At 62.0% G+C, this 19,883-nt stretch carries 17 protein-coding genes, 1 tRNA gene and 1 pseudogene; 3 read left to right on the top strand and 16 right to left on the bottom strand.

Annotated features, from left to right (window positions below; all coding sequences use genetic code 11):
- Positions 1-4 precede the first annotated feature (4 nt).
- The 12 genes from cybH to KMZ29_RS07920 all read right to left on the bottom strand — a co-directional run bounded on the left by cybH (position 5) and on the right by KMZ29_RS07920 (position 13,369).
- Positions 5-715, bottom strand: a complete 711-nt coding sequence (gene cybH, locus KMZ29_RS07975; RefSeq protein WP_215605520.1) for a Ni/Fe-hydrogenase, b-type cytochrome subunit — start codon at positions 713-715, stop codon at positions 5-7.
- 10 nt (positions 716-725) lie between these two features.
- On the bottom strand, positions 726-1,301 hold the full coding sequence (locus tag KMZ29_RS07970; RefSeq protein ID WP_215623199.1) for a HupE/UreJ family protein: 576 nt from the start codon (positions 1,299-1,301) through the stop codon (positions 726-728).
- A 14-nt stretch (positions 1,302-1,315) separates the two neighbouring features.
- Positions 1,316-3,109 carry a nickel-dependent hydrogenase large subunit gene (locus KMZ29_RS07965; RefSeq protein ID WP_215605519.1) on the bottom strand — a complete coding sequence of 598 codons (1,794 nt, stop codon included), beginning with the start codon at positions 3,107-3,109 and terminating at the stop codon, positions 1,316-1,318.
- Positions 3,109-4,194 carry a hydrogenase small subunit gene (locus tag KMZ29_RS07960; protein ID WP_215623198.1) on the bottom strand — a complete coding sequence of 362 codons (1,086 nt, stop codon included), beginning with the start codon at positions 4,192-4,194 and terminating at the stop codon, positions 3,109-3,111. Before KMZ29_RS07960 ends, KMZ29_RS07965 begins: the two co-directional genes overlap by 1 nt.
- A gap of 375 nt (positions 4,195-4,569) precedes the next feature.
- A complete protein-coding gene (gene rpe, locus KMZ29_RS07955; RefSeq protein WP_215623197.1) occupies positions 4,570-5,250 on the bottom strand; it encodes a ribulose-phosphate 3-epimerase in 681 nt (226 codons plus the stop codon).
- Positions 5,251-5,255: 5 nt separating this feature from the next.
- On the bottom strand, positions 5,256-6,170 hold the full coding sequence (gene cbbX / locus KMZ29_RS07950) for a CbbX protein (RefSeq protein ID WP_215623196.1): 915 nt from the start codon (positions 6,168-6,170) through the stop codon (positions 5,256-5,258).
- Positions 6,171-6,334: 164 nt separating this feature from the next.
- A complete protein-coding gene (locus KMZ29_RS07945) occupies positions 6,335-6,757 on the bottom strand; it encodes a ribulose bisphosphate carboxylase small subunit (protein WP_215623195.1) in 423 nt (140 codons plus the stop codon).
- Positions 6,758-6,769: 12 nt separating this feature from the next.
- The gene (locus KMZ29_RS07940; protein WP_215623194.1) at positions 6,770-8,230 is read right to left on the bottom strand and encodes a form I ribulose bisphosphate carboxylase large subunit; all 1,461 of its coding nucleotides are present in this window, start codon (positions 8,228-8,230) and stop codon (positions 6,770-6,772) included.
- 53 nt (positions 8,231-8,283) lie between these two features.
- Positions 8,284-9,369: a class II fructose-bisphosphate aldolase gene (gene fba / locus KMZ29_RS07935; protein WP_215623193.1), complete on the bottom strand. Its 1,086-nt coding sequence runs from the start codon at positions 9,367-9,369 to the stop codon at positions 8,284-8,286.
- A gap of 37 nt (positions 9,370-9,406) precedes the next feature.
- Entirely contained in the window at positions 9,407-11,389 is a 1,983-nt protein-coding gene (gene tkt / locus KMZ29_RS07930) for a transketolase (protein ID WP_249779855.1), read from the bottom strand.
- Positions 11,390-11,439: 50 nt separating this feature from the next.
- Positions 11,440-12,312 carry a phosphoribulokinase gene (locus KMZ29_RS07925; RefSeq protein WP_215623191.1) on the bottom strand — a complete coding sequence of 291 codons (873 nt, stop codon included), beginning with the start codon at positions 12,310-12,312 and terminating at the stop codon, positions 11,440-11,442.
- Positions 12,313-12,331: 19 nt separating this feature from the next.
- Complete coding sequence (locus tag KMZ29_RS07920; protein ID WP_215623190.1) at positions 12,332-13,369, bottom strand: class 1 fructose-bisphosphatase; 1,038 nt, start codon at positions 13,367-13,369, stop codon at positions 12,332-12,334.
- A 137-nt stretch (positions 13,370-13,506) separates the two neighbouring features.
- Here KMZ29_RS07920 and KMZ29_RS07915 point away from each other — a divergent pair, with 137 nt between their 5' ends.
- Entirely contained in the window at positions 13,507-14,439 is a 933-nt protein-coding gene (locus KMZ29_RS07915; RefSeq protein ID WP_215623189.1) for a LysR substrate-binding domain-containing protein, read from the top strand.
- A 26-nt stretch (positions 14,440-14,465) separates the two neighbouring features.
- Here KMZ29_RS07915 and KMZ29_RS07910 read toward each other — a convergent pair whose 3' ends face one another.
- A complete protein-coding gene (locus tag KMZ29_RS07910; protein WP_215623188.1) occupies positions 14,466-16,766 on the bottom strand; it encodes a TonB-dependent receptor in 2,301 nt (766 codons plus the stop codon).
- 179 nt (positions 16,767-16,945) lie between these two features.
- Here KMZ29_RS07910 and KMZ29_RS26975 point away from each other — a divergent pair, with 179 nt between their 5' ends.
- Together KMZ29_RS26975 and KMZ29_RS07900 are read left to right on the top strand one after the other, a co-directional pair.
- Positions 16,946-17,158: a ribbon-helix-helix protein, CopG family gene (locus KMZ29_RS26975; RefSeq protein ID WP_369810088.1), complete on the top strand. Its 213-nt coding sequence runs from the start codon at positions 16,946-16,948 to the stop codon at positions 17,156-17,158.
- Between the two features lie 229 nt (positions 17,159-17,387).
- Positions 17,388-17,702: pseudogene (locus KMZ29_RS07900) on the top strand (transposase); the annotation flags it as partial.
- Between the two features lie 95 nt (positions 17,703-17,797).
- Here the strand turns inward: KMZ29_RS07900 and KMZ29_RS07895 are convergent.
- The 3 genes from KMZ29_RS07895 to KMZ29_RS07885 all read right to left on the bottom strand — a co-directional run bounded on the left by KMZ29_RS07895 (position 17,798) and on the right by KMZ29_RS07885 (position 19,678).
- Positions 17,798-17,873 (bottom strand) — tRNA-Lys (locus KMZ29_RS07895).
- 173 nt (positions 17,874-18,046) lie between these two features.
- Positions 18,047-19,003 (bottom strand): IS481 family transposase, encoded by a 957-nt coding sequence (locus KMZ29_RS07890; protein ID WP_215623185.1) that lies wholly within the window; start codon positions 19,001-19,003, stop codon positions 18,047-18,049.
- An 84-nt stretch (positions 19,004-19,087) separates the two neighbouring features.
- Positions 19,088-19,678 (bottom strand): Spy/CpxP family protein refolding chaperone, encoded by a 591-nt coding sequence (locus KMZ29_RS07885; RefSeq protein ID WP_215623184.1) that lies wholly within the window; start codon positions 19,676-19,678, stop codon positions 19,088-19,090.
- Between the last annotated feature and the right edge of the window lie 205 nt (positions 19,679-19,883).

The following is a 19,883-nucleotide window of genomic DNA, read 5'->3' as shown; positions in this document are numbered from 1 at the left end:
CCAGCTAGTGGCGATCGTCAGGCGGCCGTGCGTCCTTGAACGTGCGCCAACCGGAGATCATCGTGCTGACGATGCTCTGGCGCGACATCACGTCTTCGCGAAGCGCTGCATAGACGTGAACCAGCACGAAGCACACGATGGCCCACATCCCGACGTGATGCCAAGTGTGGACGTTCTGGCTGTTGCCGAACAGGCCGATGATCCAGCCGGAGAACCAGCGGTACTGCCACGAGCCCATGCCTTCACCTTCGCCGTAGAGGGCCAGGCCCGTCGCCATCATGAAGACGATACCCCACACGAACACAAAGTGCATCACGAGCGTAGCCAGCGGATTGTGGCCTTCGTACTTCTTGGGTTCCTTGGCGATGAAGAGATACCATTTGATCTCGTGGAAGACTTCTCCCCACCAGCTGGCGTTGAACAGCGGCGGAAGGAAGATCTGGCGCGCATGGGGATTGCCGACAAATGCCCAGTAAAGCCGGAGTATGAAGCCGGCGATCAGCACGTAACCGGCCGCAAAGTGGGCAAACCTGATGTAGCCCATCAGGAAATGATCGCTCGCCTCACCCGACAGCGAAGGCAAGGGCGCGCCGATCAAGTATCCCGTCACCGCCAGCACAAGGATGGCGAGAGCGTTGACCCAATGCCAGAGCCGAACCGGCCCCTCATAGACGTAGATCGCCTGCTGAACGGCTGCGCCGGAATCTATCGACATGGCGCTCTCCTCACAATGTCGCGACGAGATAAGCGCCGGATGCCGCAATACCGGCTCCGAGCAGGCGCGATGCATGCGGGACGATGGCGATGGCCCTGCCGAGGGCGATGCCCGAAACGTGCAGGACGGCAGTGGTGACCGCGAAGCCGGCCATATAGCCAGCCACCGCTCCCGTCGCCTCGATGCCGTGCGCATAGCCGTGGAAGACGGCGAACAGCGCGATCAGTGCCGCGCCCGCCCCGACCGGCAGACCGACGCCGGCTGCGATCAGCACGCCGAGTGCCACCACCGACATCGCGATCGCGGTCTCCGCCGCGGGCAGCGCGCCCCCGGCCTGAGCGAACCCGGCTCCCGCCAACATCGCGGCTACGAAGATCGCCGGGACGATCCAGACCCGACGTCCGGCGGCAAGCGCCGACCAGATTCCGACCGCGATCATGGCGAGCATATGGTCGAGCCCGCCCAATGGGTGGGCAAGTCCGGCCAGGAATCCGTGCATGTGCGGCTCCGCTCCGGTATGCGCAAGAGCGGGCGTCGCGAGTGCCGACAGGACGGCAGCCGATCCGAAACGAATGAGCATTTTCATTGTCTTGTCCTCCCTCATCGCACCGTGACTTTGGCCAGTTCGCGTCCGTCCTCGCTCATGACATGGGTGGAACAGGCGAGGCATGGATCGAAGCTGTGGATGGTCCGCAGGATCTCGACCGGTTCCTCGGCACGCTCGACCTTGGTGTTCATCAGTGATGCCTCGAAGGCACCGATATTGCCTTCGTTGTCGCGCGGGCTGCCGTTCCAGGTGGTCGGCACGACGCATTGGTAGTTGTCGATCTTGGTGTCCTTGATCTTGATCCAATGCGCGAGCGCGCCGCGGGGGGCCTCGGTAAACCCGACACCCTTGACCTCGGATGGCCAGGTCTTGGGATCCCAGCTCTCGACGTTCGCGGTCGAGCTGTCGCCGGCCTTGATGGTGGCGATCAGCTTGTCCATGAAATGGCGCTGCTTGGTGCAGCACCATTGCGCCTCGAGCGCGCGAGCGGCGGTGCGGCCGAGGGTCGAGAACAAGGCGCTTACCGGCACGTCCAGCGCCTTCAGCACCATGTTGATCTGCTCCGTGATTTCCTTGTCGCCCTTGGCGTAGCCGACGACATAGCGGGCAAGCGGACCGACCTCCATGGCGTGCCCCTTCCAGCGCGGCGCCTTGATCCAGGAGTATTTTCCGCCTTCGTCGATTTCCTGGATATTGGTCTTGGTACCCTTGGCATTGGGGCCCAGCACATAGTTCGGCACGGTGACGCCGTCCCAAGGGTGCAAGCCTTTCTTCTCGTCCGGATATTTGTACCAGGAGTGCGGCACGAACTCCTGGATCTGCGAAGGATCGCGCAGATCGACGGGGTGCACTTCCTTGAGATTGCCGTTGATGATTGCGCCCGACGGCATCAGCAGGTTGGAGGGCGAATAATCGTTGGCGTATTCGGGGATATCGCCATAGGCCAGCACGCTCTTGCCTGACAGACCGCCGCCGTAGAGCCAGCCCTTGTAGAAGCTGGCGATGGCCAGAATATCGGGGATGTATACGTTCTGGATGAACGTCGTCGTCTGATCGATGATCGAGGAGACGAAGTTCAGACGCTCCATGTTGATGGCGCCCACCGCGCCCTCGCCATGGACATTGATGGCGCAAGGAACGCCGCCGACCAGCCAGTTCGGATGCGGATCCTTGCCGCCGAAGACGACGCGCGTCTTCATGATCTGCGACTGGAAATCCAGCGCCTCGAGGTAGTGCGTCACCGCCATAAGGCTGGCTTCGGGCGGCAGCAGATAGGCCGGATTATCCCAGTAGCCGTTCTTGAACGGCCCGAGCTGGCCGCTCTCGACGAACTTCTTCAGGCGGTTCTGCACGTCGCGGAAATAACCGGGCGAGGACTTCGGATGGTTCGGTCCGGTCGCCATCTGCAGTTCGCTGGTTGCCTTCGGATCCGCCTTCAGCGCATGCACCGGATTGACCCAGTCGAGCGCATGCAGATGGTAGAAATGCACAAGATGGTCGTGGATCTGCAGCGAGAGCTGCATGATGTTGCGAATCGAGTTCGCATTCTCGGGGATCTTGATCTTCAGCGCATCCTCGACCGCGCGCACCGAGGTCAGCGCGTGGGTTCCGGTGCAGACGCCGCAGATGCGCTGGGTGAAAGCCCAGGCGTCGCGCGGGTCGCGGCCCTTGAGGATCACCTCGAGACCGCGCCACATCGTACCCGTGGAAACCGCATTGGTGATCATGTTGTTGGCGTCGACATTGACCTCGCAGCGCATGTGCCCTTCGATGCGGGTCAGCGGGTCAACGACAACGCGCTTGCCGCTGGTGTCGAGCGTAAAGCCGTTCGGCGTCTGAACATTCATTATGAATTCTCCCCTGTGTTCGCCGGCGCCTTGTTGCGGGCGCGCTTGATGGCGCTGACGGCGGCGTGCGCGGCCGCAGCCGCGCCGATCGCGGCAACGGCAGTGCCGCCGACCTTGTCGGCGGTCGCCTCGACGCCGAACTGATGGATGTCGGAGAGCCGGTTGTAGAACGAGCCGTTGTCCCAGAAGCCATCCTCGGAGCAGCCGATGCAGCCGTGGCCCGACTGGATCGGGAACGACAGGCCGCCCATCCAGCGGGTGGTCGAGCAGGCGTTGTAGGTCGTTGGACCCTTGCAGCCCATCTTGTAGAGGCAGTAGCCCTTGCGCGCGGCATCGTCATCCCATTGCTCGACGAACTGCCCGGCGTCGAAATGCGGACGGCGATAGCACTTGTCGTGGATGCGCTGCGAATAGAACATCTTCGGCCGCCCCTGGCGGTCGAGTTCGGGAATCTTGTCGAAGGTCATCATGTAGGTGACGACAGCGGTCATCACCTCCGGAATCGGCGGGCAACCCGGCACCTTGATGATCGGCTTGTCGCGGATCACCTTGTGGACCGGAACAGCCTGGGTCGGATTTGGCCGTGCGGCCTGCACGCAGCCCCACGAGGCGCAGCTGCCCCACGAAATCACGGCCTTGCAGTCCTTCGCGGCGTATTTCAGCTGTTCGAGGAACGGCTTCCCGCCGATGATGCAGTACATTCCGTCTTCGTTGAGCGGCGGATTGCCCTCGACGGCGAGAATGTAGTTGCCCTTGTACTTCGTCACCACCTCCTCGACGATCGCCTCGGCCTGATGTCCGGCGGCCGCCATGATGGTGTCGTCGTAGTCGAGCGAGAGCATCGAGAGGATGACGTCCGACGCCAGCGGATGGGAGGAACGGATGAAGGCCTCCGAACAGCAGGTGCATTCGAGGCCGTGCAGCCACAGCACCGGCGTACGCGGCTTGGTCTCGAGCGCCTGCGCCATGGTCGGCGCAAATTCCGGCCCGAGCCCGAGAGAGGCCGCCGTCAACGAGCAGAATTTGAGAAAGCTTCGGCGCGAGATGCCTTGTCGCCTCAGCACGTCGTAGAATGTTTCGGTCATCGCCGGCGTCCCTCCATTTTGCGCTGGCCGCTTGTTGACGCAGCGGTCGCTGGCGGAAGGATTGCAAACGCCGGGCCAACTGGAATGCAGCCAATATTTCAGCGGGTTAGAGATAAATTGCTGTTCTGGATCGGACGCGGACTTAGCAAGTCCGTCATCAACTGGTAAGCGCATGACCAGGTACGCGACGCTTGTTTCGGTCGGCCGACGACGCGCCCCGGTGCCAACGCACGACGATGATCGCTCGAAATCGGACAACCAGATTGTTTGTTTCGGAGCCGGGTCGTTGGCTTCACAGCCAAGGCCCATAGCCCAGGAACGAAGCGGATATTCCCTCGCGCCACCTGCGCGGACGAGATTTCCGGCAAGCCCGCTTTAGCCTGGACGCCCGGTCTCTGCGGCAGCCCTGATTGAGGAGATGTTGCTTCGGTAAGCATCCAACGTGCCGCCGCGAAACACCGCCGATCCCGCGACGAGCGTGTCGGCGCCCGCGGCGACCACCCGGGCGGCGGTATCGATGTTGACACCGCCATCGACCTCGAGCCGGATCGGCCGATCGCCGATCATGGCGCGGATGCGCCGGATCTTCTCCAGCTGCGCTTCAATGAACGATTGTCCGCCAAAGCCGGGATTCACCGTCATCACCAGGATGAGGTCGACACGATCGAGGACATGCGCGAGAACCTGCTCGGATGTGGCCGGGCAGATCGTGACACCGGCCTTCTTCCCAAATCCCCGGATCGCCTGAAGCGAACGATCCAGATGCGGGCCGGCCTCGGCATGCACCGTGATGATATCGGCGCCGGCCTTGGCGAAGGCTTCCAGATACGGATCAGCCGGCGCGATCATCAGATGGACATCGAAGATCTTGCGGGTGCGCGGGCGGACGGCCCTGATGACGTCGGGACCAAAACTGATATTCGGAACGAAATGTCCGTCCATGACGTCGCAATGGATCCAGTCGGCACCCGCGGCGTCGACGGTCTCGATTTCGTCCCCGAGACGGGCAAAATCCGCCGAGAGGATCGACGGAGCAATCATGATTGGCTCTGGCATCGGCTTCAGGATTTCCTCTCGATCTTGAGGCGCTCGACCGGGGCCGGCTGCGATTTTGAAAACACCCGGCTCGCCAACACGTCCGGCGCCTCGATCGACTTGACGTCATCGGCGGAAAGGGTGCGATCGAGATCGGCCACCAGGCGGTTGGCCTGGCGTAACCGCATCCGGTCGAGCGCATTGCGGATCGAGCGCGCATTGGAAAACAACGGCTGCGCCTTGCGCAACGCGATGTAGCGAACGAATGCCGCCCGCGCCTCCGCGCTGAACGTGTAGTTCATGTCGTGCAGCATCAGTTCGGCAATCATCAGCAGTTCGTCGTTGGAATAGTCGGGAAAGTCGATGTGGTGCGCAATTCGCGAGCGGAAGCCCGGATTGCTGGCAAAGAACTGGTCCATGCGATCGCCATAGCCCGCCAGGATTACCACCAGATCCTCGCGTTGGGATTCCATCACCTGCAGCAGGATCTCGATCGCCTCCTGCCCGTAATCGCGCTCGTTGTCCGGCCGGTGCAGATAATAGGCCTCGTCGATGAACAGCACGCCACCCATCGCTTTCTTGAGAATCTCCTTGGTCTTGGGCGCCGTATGGCCGATGTACTGGCCGACCAGTTCATCGCGGGTGACCGACACCACCTGCCCTCGCCGCACGAAACCGAGCTTGTGAAGAATAGCTGCAATCCGCAAGGCCACCGTTGTCTTGCCGGTGCCAGGATTTCCGGTGAACGACATGTGCAATGTCGGCACATCGGAGCTGAGATTCATGCGCTTGCGGATACGTTCAATCAGCAGCAGCGAGGCAATCTCGCGAATCCGCGTCTTTACCGGTTTCAAGCCGATCAACTCGCGGTCGAGCTGCCTGAGAATCTCGTCGATGCCGACGGCCTCGAGTTCCTCGCGAAGATTGACCTTGTCTGTCATCGATCATCGTCCAATGGCATCTGTCGGAAAAACCCAAAATGCCGCACGCATGTGCTTTCGGAAAAAGGGGCTCCGCCGCCGCATTGCACAGCGACGGAGCAGTGCATCCAGAGGCCCCGCGAAACGACCAGGGAGGTCCATCGTTCGCGGCGGCCCGGATGGTACTACTCGCCGTAGCGCCGGCCTTCAGGCCGATCGACAGCGTAGGATTTCGTGGTGTAGCGGACCTTGCGGCCATCGACCTCCTGACGCTCGAGCCGGAAGCCCGGCTCGTCCTTCGGCCTGTTGACGATGAACGACAGCCGCAGCGACTCCCAGCCGTGGCTGGAATCGAACGCCGACATCCGGATGTAGCGATCGCCGTATAGCTTGCGGCACTCGTTCAACTCCATCAGCACGCCAGCGGCGTCATGGAGATCGAACATCGGCAGGCCCCACATCTCCCAGAAATTATTGCGGGGGTGAGGATCGTCGGTGAATTCGATATTCACGGCCCAACCCTTGCCGAGACAATATTGCACTTGCCTGGAAATCTGCTCATCGGTCAGATCGGGCAGGAACGAGAAGCAACCCTGGGTGAGGCGCATGGTCTTGGCTCCTTACATCGAAACGCTGGCGGTCGGGGCGTAGTCGGGCATGTCGGTCGATTCGTAGTTGAAGGTGACATCCTTCCAGACTTCGAGCGCGGCCTTCAGCGGCGTGCACGTCGATGCTGCCCTGGCGAGGATCTCCGGCCCTTCGTGCAAGTAGTCGCGGCCTTCGTTGCGGGCGAGAATCATGGCTTCCAGCGCGACGCGGTTTGCGGTGGCGCCGGCCTGGATGCCCATCGGGTGGCCGATGGTGCCGCCACCGAATTGCAGCACTACGTCCTCGCCGAGATGATCGAGCAGTTGATGCATCTGGCCGGCATGGATGCCGCCGGACGCCACCGGCATCAGCTTGTTGAGGCTGGCCCAGTTCTGATCGAAGAACACGCCATGTTCGAGCTTCGCCGGGTTGTAGTCCTCGCGGCAAATGTCGTAATAGCCGCGCGTCATCGCCGGATCGCCCTCGAGCTTGCCGACGACCGTGCCGGCATGGATATGATCGACGCCGGCGAGCCGCATCCATTTCGCGATCACGCGGAACGATACGCCGTGGTTGCGCTGTCGCGTATAGGTGGAATGCCCGGCACGATGCAGATGCAGGATCGTGTCGTTGCGGCGCGCCCATTTTGCCATCGACTGTATCGCGGTGTAGCCAATCACCAGATCGATCATGATGACGACGGAGCCGAGCTCCTTGGCGAACTCCGCGCGCTCGTACATGTCCTCCATGGTGCCGGCGGTGACGTTGAGATAGGTCCCCTTGATTTCTCCGGAAGCCGCCTGCGCCTTGTTGACGGCCTCCATGCAGTAGAGAAACCGCTCGCGCCAATGCATGAATGGCTGCGAGTTGATGTTCTCGTCGTCCTTGGTGAAATCGAGCCCGCCCTTCAGCGCCTCGTAAACCACGCGGCCGTAATTGCGGCCGGAGAGGCCGAGCTTCGGCTTTATGGTGGCGCCAAGCAGCGGCCGGCCGAACTTGTCCATGCGCTCGCGTTCGACCACGATGCCGGTGGCCGGTCCCTGGAATGTCTTCACATAGGCCACCGGCAGCCGCATGTCCTCGAGCCGCAGCGCCTTCAGCGGCTTGAAGCCGAACACATTGCCGATGATCGAGGCCGACAGGTTGGCGATCGATCCGTTCTCGAACAGGTCGAGATCGTAGGCGATGTAGGCGAAATACTGTCCCGGGGCATTCGGAACCGGATCGACGCGATAGCACTTGGCGCGGTATTTTTCCGCCGCGGTCAGCCGGTCGGTCCAGACCACGGTCCAGGTTGCGGTGGACGATTCGCCGGCCACGGCAGCGGACGCCTCGATCGGATCGACGCCGTCCTGCGGCGTGACCCGGAACAGCGCGATGATGTCGGTGTCCTTTGGCTCGTAGTCGGGCTCCCAGTAGCCCATCTTCTTGTATTCCATCACGCCGGATTTATAGCGATCCTTGCCGCGGACGGTCATCGAGTGCTGGTTCATGCTGGTCTCCTCATTGTACGTGCGACGGCTACTTGGGATCGAAGGCATTCAGGTCATTCGGCTGCATTCGCCATGCTCCCGATACGTGGATCGAGCGCACCGGAGCGATAGCGCTTTGCCATTTCCGACAACTGGATCACCTTGATCTTCGACGCATGTCCGGCAGTGCCGAATAGTTCGAAACGCTCGCGGCAAAGGTCGCGCATCGCGTCCATTGCCGGTTTGAGGAATTTGCGCGGGTCGAATTCGCCCTTGGTCCGGGTCGCAACTTTCCGGAACGCCGCCGTCATCGCCAGCCGGCAATCGGTGTCGATGTTGACTTTGCGAACGCCGTGCCTGATGCCGCGGACGATTTCCTCAACCGGAACGCCCCAGGTCTGCGGCATCTCGCCGCCGAACTGGTTGAACACGTCCTGCAACTCCTGCGGCACCGATGACGAGCCATGCATCACGAGATGGGTATTCGGCAGCCGGCGGTGGATTTCCTCGACCACGTTCATGGCCAGGATGTCGCCATCCGGCTTGCGCGAGAACTTGTAGGCACCGTGCGAGGTCCCCATCGCGATCGCCAGCGCATCGACCTTGGTGGCGCGGACGAAATCGACCGCCTGATCCGGATCGGTCAGCAATTGATCATGACTGACCTTGCCTTCGACGCCGTGACCGTCTTCCTGCTCGCCGCCGCCGTGCTCCAGCGAGCCCAGCACACCCAGTTCGCCTTCCACCGAGGCGCCGATCCAGTGCGCCATCTCGACCACACGGCTGGTGATGTCGACATTGTAGTCATAATCCGCGGCGGTCTTGGCGTCGGCCTCGAGCGAGCCATCCATCATGACCGATGTGAAGCCATATTGAAGCGCGGTGGCGCAGGTGGCTTCCTCATTGCCGTGATCCTGATGCAGGCAGAGCGGAATCTGCGGATACATCTCCTCCAATGCGTCGATCATCTTCGACAGCATGATGTCGTTGGCGTAGGAGCGCGCGCCTCGTGAAGCCTGGATGATGACCGGCGCATCGACGGCCGCCGCCGCTTCCATGATCGCAAGGCCCTGCTCCATGTTGTTGATATTGAATGCCGGCACGCCGTAGTCGTGCTCGGCGGCGTGATCCAGTAATTGCCTCAGCGTAATTCGTGCCATCGCGGCCTCCGTGTCATTTTCTCTCGCGCGTGAAACGTCATGAGCAGGTTGCCGCCACCCTCGACCGCGCCAGGCAATGCAGGGCCGACGCAGCAACCGCTTCCGCGGTGATGCCAAATTGGCGATACAGCACCTCTGCCGGAGCGGATGCGCCGAAGCCGGTCATGCCGACGAACTCGCCGCTATCGCCGAGCCAGCGCGCCCAGTCGCCCTCAACCGCGGCCTCGACACCGACCCTCGGGGCACTTCCGAGCACGGCTGCCCGGTACTCGGCCGTTTGCTGGCGAAACAGATCGAAGCACGGCGCCGACACGACCGCGGCGCGGACGCCGTCAATCGCAAGCAGCTTCGCCGCCTCCAGCGCGATCGACACTTCGGAACCGGTTGCGATCAGGGTGACGTCGCGGCCGCCTTCCGGCTCGACGACGACATAGGCACCGAACGCCACCAGATTAGCGTCGCCGGCATTTTCACGGAACGTGGGGAGCGCCTGCCGTGACAGGCACAGCACCGAAGGACTGGTTTCCGCCCTCAGCGCGCAATCCCAGGCCTCGGCGGTCTCGACGGCGTCGCCGGGACGGAACACCAGCAGGTTCGGGATCGCTCGCAACGATGCCAGATGTTCGACCGGCTGATGGGTGGGGCCGTCTTCGCCCAATCCGATGGAGTCGTGCGTCATCACATGGATGACCCTGATGCCCATCAACGCCGCCAGCCTGATCGCCGGGCGGCTGTAGTCGGCGAAGGTGAGAAACGTGCCGCCGTAGGGAATAAAGCCGCCATGCAATGCGACGCCGTTCATCGCCGCCGCCATGGCATGCTCGCGGACGCCATAGTGAATATAGTTCCCCGCAAGACGATCAGGCTGCACCGGTTGTTGGGTCTTGGCGCGGGTGAGATTGGAGTGGGTAAGGTCGGCCGAGCCGCCCAGCAAATTCGGCAAGGCTTCCGCAATCGTGTCGATCACCAGTTGCGAAGCTTGCCGGGTGGCGATGGTCGGGCGTTCAGCGCCGAACCGATGGCGAAGTTGATCCATCGCGCCGGCGTATTCGCAGGGCAGCTTTCGATTGAGCGCATCGTGAAACGGCGAACGCGGGACGGAAGTAAGACGCCTGGTTCGCTCGATCCAGGCCCGGCGGGCCTCCTGCCCGCGCGCACCGATCTTGCGCCAGTGCTCGATGACGAAGTCCGGCACCTGGAATGGCTGGTGCGGCCAGCCCAGCGTGGCGCGAGTCATTGCGATCTCGTCGGCGCCGAGCGGCGCACCGTGCGCCTTCTCGGTACCCTGCCGGTTCGGGGCGCCGAAGCCGATGATCGTGCGGCACGCGATTAGTGACGGTCGGTCATTTTCCCGGGCGCGTTCGATCGCCGCCGCGATGGCTTCGGGATCATGCCCATCGATACGGCAGGCCGACCAGCCGGATGCCTGGAACCGTGCAAGCTGATCGTCCGAACACGACAGCGATGTCGCCCCGTCGATCGAGATTTCGTTGTCGTCAAACAGTACGATCAGCCGGTTGAGCCGGAGATGCCCGGCCAGTGAAATCGCTTCATGACTGAGCCCCTCCATCAGGCAGCCATCGCCGGCGATCACATAAGTGTAATGGTCGACGAGATCGTCGCCGAAGCGGGCGTTCGACAGCCGCTCCGCCAGGGCCATGCCGACTGCGGTCGCTATGCCCTGCCCCAGTGGCCCGGTTGTCGTTTCGACACCCGGCGTATGTCCGTATTCCGGATGGCCGGGGGTCTTCGATCCCCATTGCCGAAAGGCCTTGAGTTCGTCGAGCGTGATTCCCTCATATCCCGTCAGAAACAGCAACGCATAGAGCAGCATCGATCCATGACCGGCGGACAGCACGAACCGGTCACGATCCGGCCACCTCGGATCGGCGGCATCGAATTTCAGGAAACGCGAGAACAGGACCGTGGCGACATCGGCCATGCCCATCGGCATCCCGGGGTGACCGGACTTTGCCTTCTCCACCGCGTCGATGGCGAGAAAGCGAACAGCGTTCGCCATGTCGCGATGGGCGATCCCGCTCTGAAGCATCCTGTTTGGGGTCGAAATATTCATGCGCGCCTCTTTCGGTCGATCAGTTGCAGGATCAGCGGCGTCAGGATCAGTTGCATCGCGAGATCGAGCTTCGATCCGTGAATCACGATTGAATTCGCGCGCGACATGAAGCTGCTGGGGATCATCGACAGCAGATAGGGAAAATCGATGCCGCGCGGGTTCTTGAGCCGGATCACCACCATCGACTCGTCCGGTGTCGGTATCCATCGGGCGATGAACGGGTTCGAGGTGTCGACCGTCGGCACCCGCTGGAAATTGATGTCGGTCTCCGCGAATTGCGGGCAGATATAGTTGACGTAGTCCGGCATGCGGCGAAGGATCGTGTCGGTCACCGCTTCCGTGGAATAGCCCCGCGCGCTGCGGTCCCGATGCAGTTTCTGGATCCATTCGAGATTGATGACGGGTACAACGCCGATCTTGAGGTCGGCATGGCGCGCGACATTGACCCTGTCGGTCACGACGGCGCCGTGCAGTCCCTCGTAAAAAAGAAGGTCGGAATCGTTGGGAAGCGGACGCCAATCGGTGAAGGTCCCGGGCGGGCTGCCGTGCAGCGCGGCTTCCTCATCGTCGTGGACGTAGTAGCGGGTGGTGCCGGACCCGGTTTCGCCATAGGTCTTGAACACCGCCTCCAGTTCCTCAAACAGGTTCGTTTCCGGGCTGAAGTGGCTGAAATGCTTGTTGCCGCGCTCGGCCTGTTCGGTCATGCGACTGCGCATTTCCGAACGGTTGAAGCGGTGGAACGCGTCTCCCTCGATATAGGCAGCCGCGACGTTCTCGCGGCGGAAAATCTGCTCGAAGGTCCGTTTGACGGATGTCGTGCCCGCCCCCGACGAGCCGGTAATCGATATGATGGGATGTTTCCTGGACACGATCGCTGGGTCCTTCGGATCAATTGCGAAACAGGCCGCGGTGGGCAAAGAGCGGAGCATTTTTCTCGGATTTGATGTCGGGGCTCATGTGCAGGCGCTCGAGCCGCCGCACCTTGTCTCTGGAGCCCATGATCAACGGCACCCGCTGGTGAAGCGCGCCTGGTGCAAGATCGAGAATCCGCTGGCGGCCGGTTGAGGCTTCGCCTCCCGCCTGTTCCATGATGAAAGCCATCGGGTTGGCTTCGTAGACGAGCCGCAGACGGCCTTCGCCGTAGCCTTCGCGTGCGTCCGCCGGATAGAGGAAAACCCCGCCCCGGGTGAGGATCCGGTAGGCTTCCGCCACCAGCGAGCCGATCCAGCGCATGTTGAAGTCCTTGCCGCGCTCGCCGCTGGCGCCGGCCATGCAATCCTCGATGAAGGCCTGCACCGGCGGCTCCCAGTGCCGCTGGTTCGATGCATTGATGGCAAATTCGGCGGTATCCGCGGGGATCTGCACCGCCGATCTGATCAACTTGAACAGGTTCGCGCCGCGATCCAGCGTAAAGATATCGACGCCGCGGCCGAGCGTGAGAACGAGAGAGGTTTGCGGGCCGTAGACGAAGAAGCCTGCCGCAAGCTGGGACGCGCCGGGCTGCGTGAAGGTAGCGCGAATGTCTCGCGGCGTGGGCAGAACCGAAAAGATCGTGCCGACCGACATGTTGGTGTCGATATTCGACGAACCATCCAGCGGATCGACGGCAATGCTGATTGGAGCTGCCGGATACAGTATCTTGGACTCCATCGCTTCTTCCGACGCTATTGCCGCAATCGGAAGAGGCTCGAGAGCCGCGCGGATGATTCGGTCGGCGCGGAGGTCGAGATCCTTTTGGATGTCTCCGTCGGCGTTGCGTCCCTGCACCTGGCCGGTGATGCCCGCCAGCGCGCCGGAACGGATCAAATCGGAAATTTCCGTTGAGGCCTGCGCGAGCGCTGCGACCACTTCGATCACCGCCTGGCGAAGCGGGTCCGTGCCGGCATGATCGTCCAAATATTGGCGCAGACTCAGCCCCGGATTCATTCGATCGCTCCCTATCGCCACTCCCTGAGGAGGGAGTTAGCGCGCCGGTTCCTTCGAAACCGCTGAAAGAGAGGTTGACCGCGGCCTCTAAATAAGTAAAATTTCAATATATTTCACAAGATAGAAGTTTTTCTTATATGGCCGGCCTGCGCGATTTGACGATCAGACAACTGCGAGCGCTCGCGGCCTTGTCGGCCAATGGCAGCGTGACGGCGGCCGCCAACAAGCTGAACCTCACCCAGCCCGCGGTGACCCTGCAGTTGCGCAATCTTCAGGACCTGGCGGGACTGCCGCTGCTTCAGCGCACCAACGATGGAATGCTGCTGACCCGGGCCGGACAGGAGGTGCTTGAACTGCATGAGCGCATCGAGGCCGCCATCTCGGCCTGCGCGACCTCGCTCGATATGATCGCGGGCCGAACCGGCGGGCGCGTGTCGATCGGTGCAGTCAGCACGGCAAAGTATTTCGTTCCCTTTGCGATCGCGGCCTTCTCCAAGCTGCATCCCAAGATCGATATCAGCCTGTCGATTGGCAACCGCCAGGAGATACGCCAGGCACTGCGCGGCTACGAACTCGATTTCGCGATCATGGGCCGCTCGCCGCCGGACGTTGAGGTGGAAACTCATCTGATCGGCGATCATCCGCACATCATCGTTGCTCCGAGGGGACACTGGCTCGCGCAGGATTTCGGCCTGGCGGCGGTAGATCTCACCCACGAAACTTTTCTCACGCGCGAACAAGGCTCCGGGACCAGGATGCTCATGGAGCAGCTGTTCGAAGCCACCGAACTTCAGCCCACGATCGGTATGGAGATGAGCAGCAACGAAACCATCAAGCAGGCGGTGATCGCCGGTCTCGGGATCGCGTTCATTTCCGCGCATACGGTCGCCACCGAACTCGAGGACGGACGACTGGTCGCCCTCGACGTCGCCGGCCTGCCCGTGGTGCGGCAGTGGTTCGTGGTGCGGAGGCAAGACAAGGTATTGCTTCCCCCGGCGCAGGCCATGCTGGATTTTCTGCGCGCCGAGGGCGCACGCTTTCTTCCCGGCGCGCACGCCAAACAGCTGTAAACGAGTCGAGATCGCCTCGCCCGTCTTCAGAATTGCCCTGCGACCGTCAGGCGAATTGCCAGCGGTTCGACCGGATGCAGCACGCGATCCATCACGCCGGTCTGGCAGACGGCAGACGGCGCGGTCGGCAGCCCTGCTGCAGGAAAGCACATCGCGAACAGGGCGTCGGATCTCAATAGAGAGCCATAGGCATAGCTGATCTGGTCCGAGCGGCTGTTCAAGATATTGAATGCATCGAGCTGAACACGCCAGCCATTGTCAAAGCGATAACCGAGCCGGCCGTTCAACAGACCGGTGGCCGGGGAGACAAAGGCCCCGTCTTCGGTCAGGGGGCGCGGCCCGAAATAGCGATAGCGCAGCGCAGAGAACCAGCCGGTCTTCTCGCCGAGCGTGATCCCGGCCGAAGCGATCACATTCGGCGCCCCTGGAATATAGTTGCCCGGCGCATTGCCGATCTGCGCGGCGGGAAAACCCGCGAGCGAAGCATATAACGCCGCCTGGTCCGGATCATCGCCGCGGAAGCGCGCACGCGTCACGGCAATATCGCCTTCGAGGCCGAGCCATGACAGCGGCCGATAGTCATTGGTCCATTCGATGCCATAGCGGCGGCTTGGCCGGCTCACCACCGTATCCCCGGCGTCACCAACGAACAGAATTTCCGACGCGGAATCGAGCAGGAACAAACTGACCGCGCTGGTCAGCCCCGGAATCATTTTGGTCCGCAATCCAATTTCGGCTCCCCTGGTCCTGACCAGAAACGGCGAAGCCTGCAGCGGCGAGCCGTCGCCGGGCGATTCCGTGATCGTCACCCCGCGGGCGTCGTTGCTGTGAAATCCCTCGCCGGCATTGATGAAGAATTCGGTCCTGGCGAACGGTCCCAGCACCAAGCCAAATTTTGGACTGCCGATGAACGCATTGGCGCTGCCGGAGTTGGCCGGCGTGAAGAAGGAGTTGACCGCGGTCTGGTAGAAATCACCGCGCCAGCCGACATTGGTTCGCAGCCAGTCGGTCCAGTGCAGCGTATTCTGAACGAACAGGCCGACACTGCCCTCTCGTACCGCGTCGCTGCGAATGGGTGACAGGAACTGCCGCCGCACAGTGTTGCTCAAGTCGAGCCTGATGTCGTCATAGCGGCTTTGCACGCCGATTTCGGTCTCCATCGGCAAGCCGGCAAACCGGCTCTTGAAGGTGTGCGACGCGTTGATACCGCCGAGAACGCGGTCGTCGTGCTGGTGGAACTGATCGCCGTTGACGGGATCGCTGAGAAAGTAGGTGAAATCGTTCCAGAGATTGAGCGAACTCTTGATGACGTAGAAATTGACCTTCGATGAACCACCCTCGCCGGTCTGCGCCCAGCGGCCCGATAGCGAGAAGCGGCTGGAATTGCCGCCATCGCTGGGATCCAGCGCACCAAAGAGTCCGATCTCGCCGGAGGCGATGGCCCGCGACGGAATCTGGTCGGTGGAATTCCATCTGTTCGCATAGGCCATCCCGGTCAGCGAGAAACCGTCCGCCGCCGTGCCCTGGCTGTATCGCACCACGCCGTTGAGCTTGCGCAGGCGATCGGGATTGTCCCACGGGCCGTTGTAGCTGCTGGCCTCGCCTGCAACCAGCAACGTACCCTCGCCGAGTTTCGTGGATGTCACGCCGAGGCCGCGGCGATAGCCGAAACTCCCGGCGGTGATCGAGGCCATCGTCTTGATGCTGTCGAGCAGGCTGATATGAACCGCTCCCACGGAGGAGAAGTCGCCCTCGTCGGCGAAATAAGGTCCCTTTCTGATATTGACCGATCGGATCAGCTCCGGAATCAGGAAATTCAGGTCGGCGTATCCCTGACCGTGCGCGTGGGTGCGCATGTTGACAGGCATACCGTCGACCGAGATGGCGAGATCGGTGCCGTGGTCGAGATTGAAGCCGCGCAGAAAATACTGGTTGGCCTTGCCGTCGCCGCTGTGCTGGGTGACGATCAGGCCGGGCACGACCTCGAGCGCTTCGGCCGGCCGGGAAAACGGCCATGCATTGACTTCGGCGCCGCTCACATTCTTTTCGCTCGACGAACTGATCGATGCCTGCGTCGCCGTGCTGGAATTTGCAGCGGAACCACCGTCACCGGCGGCAGCGGGGGGTGCGATCGCGCGACGGGCCGACCGCCTGCCTCGCTCCGCGCCGGGCTTTGGCCTGCTGCCGGCGTCCCGGCGCGGCTGCGGCGCGATCACCTCGACCGGCGGAAGCGCCGTTGCGCCCGCAAGCGCGGCAACGTCTTGCGCGGCGGCATCAGCCACGACAGCCGTCAATCCGGCCAGAACAACCTCAACCCGGAACAACATTCGGCCGTACACGTTCCGCCCGAAAGGAAAAGCGCGCATAGCCCGTCCCCCAAACGTGGCTTCCTGTGAGGAGGACCGCCCGGCGTCTCATTCGCGCGACGTTGGCCGACTTGTTGTATCAATCCCCGATATCGCGCCGCCATCGCAGCCGACGAGAGCCATACGCTGGCACGGTGAGAATGACATTGTCAATCGTTCGTCATCGCGTAAACCGATGGGACAAGGAATTGCAGCGCATCACAATCATGCTCGACGATGACCTGACGGACGAGCTCGATCGAATGATCGTAGGCCAAGGCTATCGGAACCGCTCCGAAGCAATTCGCGATTTCATCCGCGCGAGCATGCAGCAGGCCGCACAAAAGATTGGCGAAGGAAGCCATCGGCACTGACGCCCGATCGATTGGATGAACCTCCGCCACCGCGAAGCTGAGTGTCGCCAAGCATCCGATAGCGAAGACGGCGAACCGCTTTCCTTCCGCATCTCCGAGTGCGTGATCGTGTTGCGCTGAATCGATTTTGGATTCCCAGATCGGGCGGTTTCTCATTCAAGATGCTGGCTCGACGGAGGCCAGCATCTCTGGCTTGAGCCCATTCGCTTGAATCTTCGTGAGCAGACCCGATCCCGCTCGACTCGTCTTCATCGACGAGACTGTGCCAAGACCAACATGAGGTGCACCCATGGACGCGCGCGCCGTTGCGAACGTCCGGCGGCATACACCGACCTTCCTGGCGGCGCTGCGGTCGAACCGCATCGATACTCCCTGCGCTATCGACGGGCCAATCAAAGGAAAGAGCTTCCGAGGCTATGCCGAGCAGATGCCCATTCCAACCTTGAAGCCGGACGACATCATCGACAACCCTGGCAGCCCCGACCTCAATCCGGTCCAGCAGGCCAAGCCCAAAACACTTCTGCGCAATGAGGCAAGGCGATCACCCCCCAACGCTCGAAAAGCAACCAAAACTGTAATATGAGGCGCGAAACGCGGCTGGGTTGCGCGTCGGCTACGTTTCTAAGTTCTTGAAAAGCTTGGTGGGCGCACCAGGGCTCGAACCTGGGACCCGATGATTAAGAGTCATCTGCTCTACCAACTGAGCTATGCGCCCGGAAACCGGCCCGGAAAGCCTTCGCAAGAGGGGGTCGTTTAGCAAAGCGATTCCCCTATGTCCAGCAAAGTGGCGAGGAATTCCCCGGCCATTTCGACCAAACGGGAAAGCGAAAAAGCCGCCTGAATTCAGCGGCTTTTGACGCATTTCGATCGATCAGGGACGGTTGCCCGCTAGATGTGGAGCCTCAAGAGGTTGTCCTCGGTCAGGCCGAGTCTACTGATTGGTGTTTTTGATTTTAGTCCGCCGTGGGGGCGGTGCCAATTGTATCGGTGGAGCCAGCGGGGGAGTTCATCGGCGCGGCGCTCGGATGTGGGATAGGCTTGGGCGTAGGCCCATTCCCTGAGCGCAGTCTGAATGAAGCGCTCGGCCTTGCCATTGGTTTTGGGTGTGTAGGGCTTGGTGCGGACGTGTTTGAGGCCCAGGCCTGTGCAAGCATCGCGGAAGTCGAAGGCCTTATAGCAACTGCCGTTGTCGGTCATGACGCGGGTGACGGTGACGCCGAGGCTTTTATAGTAGGCGACGGCGGCACTTAGAAAGGCGACAGCGCTAACGGCCTTCTCATCGGGCAGGATCTGAGAGAAGGCAACGCGCGAATTATCGTCGATGCAAACATGGACATACTCCCAGCCGACGCCGCGGCTGTTGCTCTGACCGGTCCGATCCCCCGTGATGCGATGGCCGACCTTGTCGAAGCGGCCGAGCTTCTTGATATCGATGTGGATCATGTCGCCGGGATGCTCTCGCTCGTAGCGACGCACCGGTTCGGCCGGTTCCAGATCGCGCATCCGGTTCAGTCCCAGACGCCGCAAGATGCGGCTGACGGTCGCCGCCGATACACCGGCCTCGGCGGCGATCTGCTTGCCGGTGTAGCGCTGCCGACGCAAAGCCTCGACCACCGCGCAAGTGGCTGGCGCTGTTTGGCTCGGCAATGAAAGCGGCCTTGAGGAGCAATCCCGCAAACCATCGACGCCGTCCACGCGGAAGCGTTCGACCCATTTGGCGACAGTCTTCGACGTGGTGTTGAACTGGCGTGCGGCGGCGGCCTTGGATAACCCCCCGTCCACTACACATCGCACCATGGCCTCTCGACCTTTGGGCGTCAGGGAGGCATTCTTGTGGGTGTCCATTCGGTTCTCCGCGAATCGCTGGTGGTTTGGCGACTTCAGAGTTCCCGGTCAGGGCCGAATGGACAACCTCCTGAAAGACCACAGCTAGAGCCGCTCGGGGCCGCCCCGGTCCTTGCCCGGCCCGCCGTCCCGGTCGTACCGATCCCGGTCATAGCCACGGCCCCAGCCGCCGTCGTCGCGGTCCATGCCGCGCTGGAATCCATGGTGGCGCCAGCCACCCCGGCCGAACCGGCCTTCCATATGGGTCAGGATGGCGAGGCGCCGCTTCTGGCCGTCGTCGAGGGTCTTGTAGAGCGGATCCGCCGCGTCTGCGATCTTCTTCATCGCCGCCGCCGTGGTCGCCATGGTCTCGGCGCGGTCGCGCAGGCGCGCGACCGGATCGGCCGGCTGCGCGGTATCGTCAGGCTTGGCATTCATCCGCGCATTGGCGCGATCGATTCGCAGTTTGGCGAAATCCCGCACCGCGGCTTCGACCGGCGGCCACAGCTTTTCCTGTTCGGCGTTGAGCTTGAGGCCCGCCTTGACGGCGGCAATCCGCGCGTCGGTGAACGCCGCCCTGTCCTCCGGGCTCATCCGCTCGTGGTGATGAAACCAGGGGCGGTTGTGCTGGGCATAGACCGCGGTGGAACCGGCGATGGCGAGGGCTGCGATCCCGGCGATGGCGAACTTTTTCATGCGAACCTCCTTCAAAAGGTTGCCTGAAGATGAGGTCACCCAGCCTGCCAATCAACTTACAGATTGGACAGAGTGGCCTCTGTTACCAAGATGTAATCTGCCGCGAGTTCGCTCGACCGGAACAGATGTGGAAGCCACCAGCCAAAGGCCGTATCCGCCTTCGGTTGGTGGCCAGATTTCGGAATGAACCTCGACTTGCTAAGAA

It is taken from the genome of Bradyrhizobium sediminis, assembly GCF_018736085.1.
Taxonomy (GTDB): Bacteria; Pseudomonadota; Alphaproteobacteria; order Rhizobiales; family Xanthobacteraceae; genus Bradyrhizobium; species Bradyrhizobium sediminis.
Note: the sequence above shows the minus strand (reverse complement) of the source record. Positions and strands in the feature narration are given on the sequence as shown.

Coding starts and splice junctions, on each gene's coding strand:
- cybH (WP_215605520.1), bottom strand. CDS start 715: ATGTCGATAGATTCCGGCGCAGCCGTTCAGCAGGCGATCTACGTCTAT.
- KMZ29_RS07970 (WP_215623199.1), bottom strand. CDS start 1,301: ATGAAAATGCTCATTCGTTTCGGATCGGCTGCCGTCCTGTCGGCACTC.
- KMZ29_RS07965 (WP_215605519.1), bottom strand. CDS start 3,109: ATGAATGTTCAGACGCCGAACGGCTTTACGCTCGACACCAGCGGCAAG.
- KMZ29_RS07960 (WP_215623198.1), bottom strand. CDS start 4,194: ATGACCGAAACATTCTACGACGTGCTGAGGCGACAAGGCATCTCGCGC.
- rpe (WP_215623197.1), bottom strand. CDS start 5,250: ATGCCAGAGCCAATCATGATTGCTCCGTCGATCCTCTCGGCGGATTTT.
- cbbX (WP_215623196.1), bottom strand. CDS start 6,170: ATGACAGACAAGGTCAATCTTCGCGAGGAACTCGAGGCCGTCGGCATC.
- KMZ29_RS07945 (WP_215623195.1), bottom strand. CDS start 6,757: ATGCGCCTCACCCAGGGTTGCTTCTCGTTCCTGCCCGATCTGACCGAT.
- KMZ29_RS07940 (WP_215623194.1), bottom strand. CDS start 8,230: ATGAACCAGCACTCGATGACCGTCCGCGGCAAGGATCGCTATAAATCC.
- fba (WP_215623193.1), bottom strand. CDS start 9,369: ATGGCACGAATTACGCTGAGGCAATTACTGGATCACGCCGCCGAGCAC.
- tkt (WP_249779855.1), bottom strand. CDS start 11,389: ATGGCGAACGCTGTTCGCTTTCTCGCCATCGACGCGGTGGAGAAGGCA.
- KMZ29_RS07920 (WP_215623190.1), bottom strand. CDS start 13,369: ATGAATCCGGGGCTGAGTCTGCGCCAATATTTGGACGATCATGCCGGC.
- KMZ29_RS07915 (WP_215623189.1), top strand. CDS start 13,507: ATGGCCGGCCTGCGCGATTTGACGATCAGACAACTGCGAGCGCTCGCG.
- KMZ29_RS07910 (WP_215623188.1), bottom strand. CDS start 16,766: ATGTTGTTCCGGGTTGAGGTTGTTCTGGCCGGATTGACGGCTGTCGTG.
- KMZ29_RS26975 (WP_369810088.1), top strand. CDS start 16,946: ATGACATTGTCAATCGTTCGTCATCGCGTAAACCGATGGGACAAGGAA.
- KMZ29_RS07890 (WP_215623185.1), bottom strand. CDS start 19,003: ATGGACACCCACAAGAATGCCTCCCTGACGCCCAAAGGTCGAGAGGCC.
- KMZ29_RS07885 (WP_215623184.1), bottom strand. CDS start 19,678: ATGAAAAAGTTCGCCATCGCCGGGATCGCAGCCCTCGCCATCGCCGGT.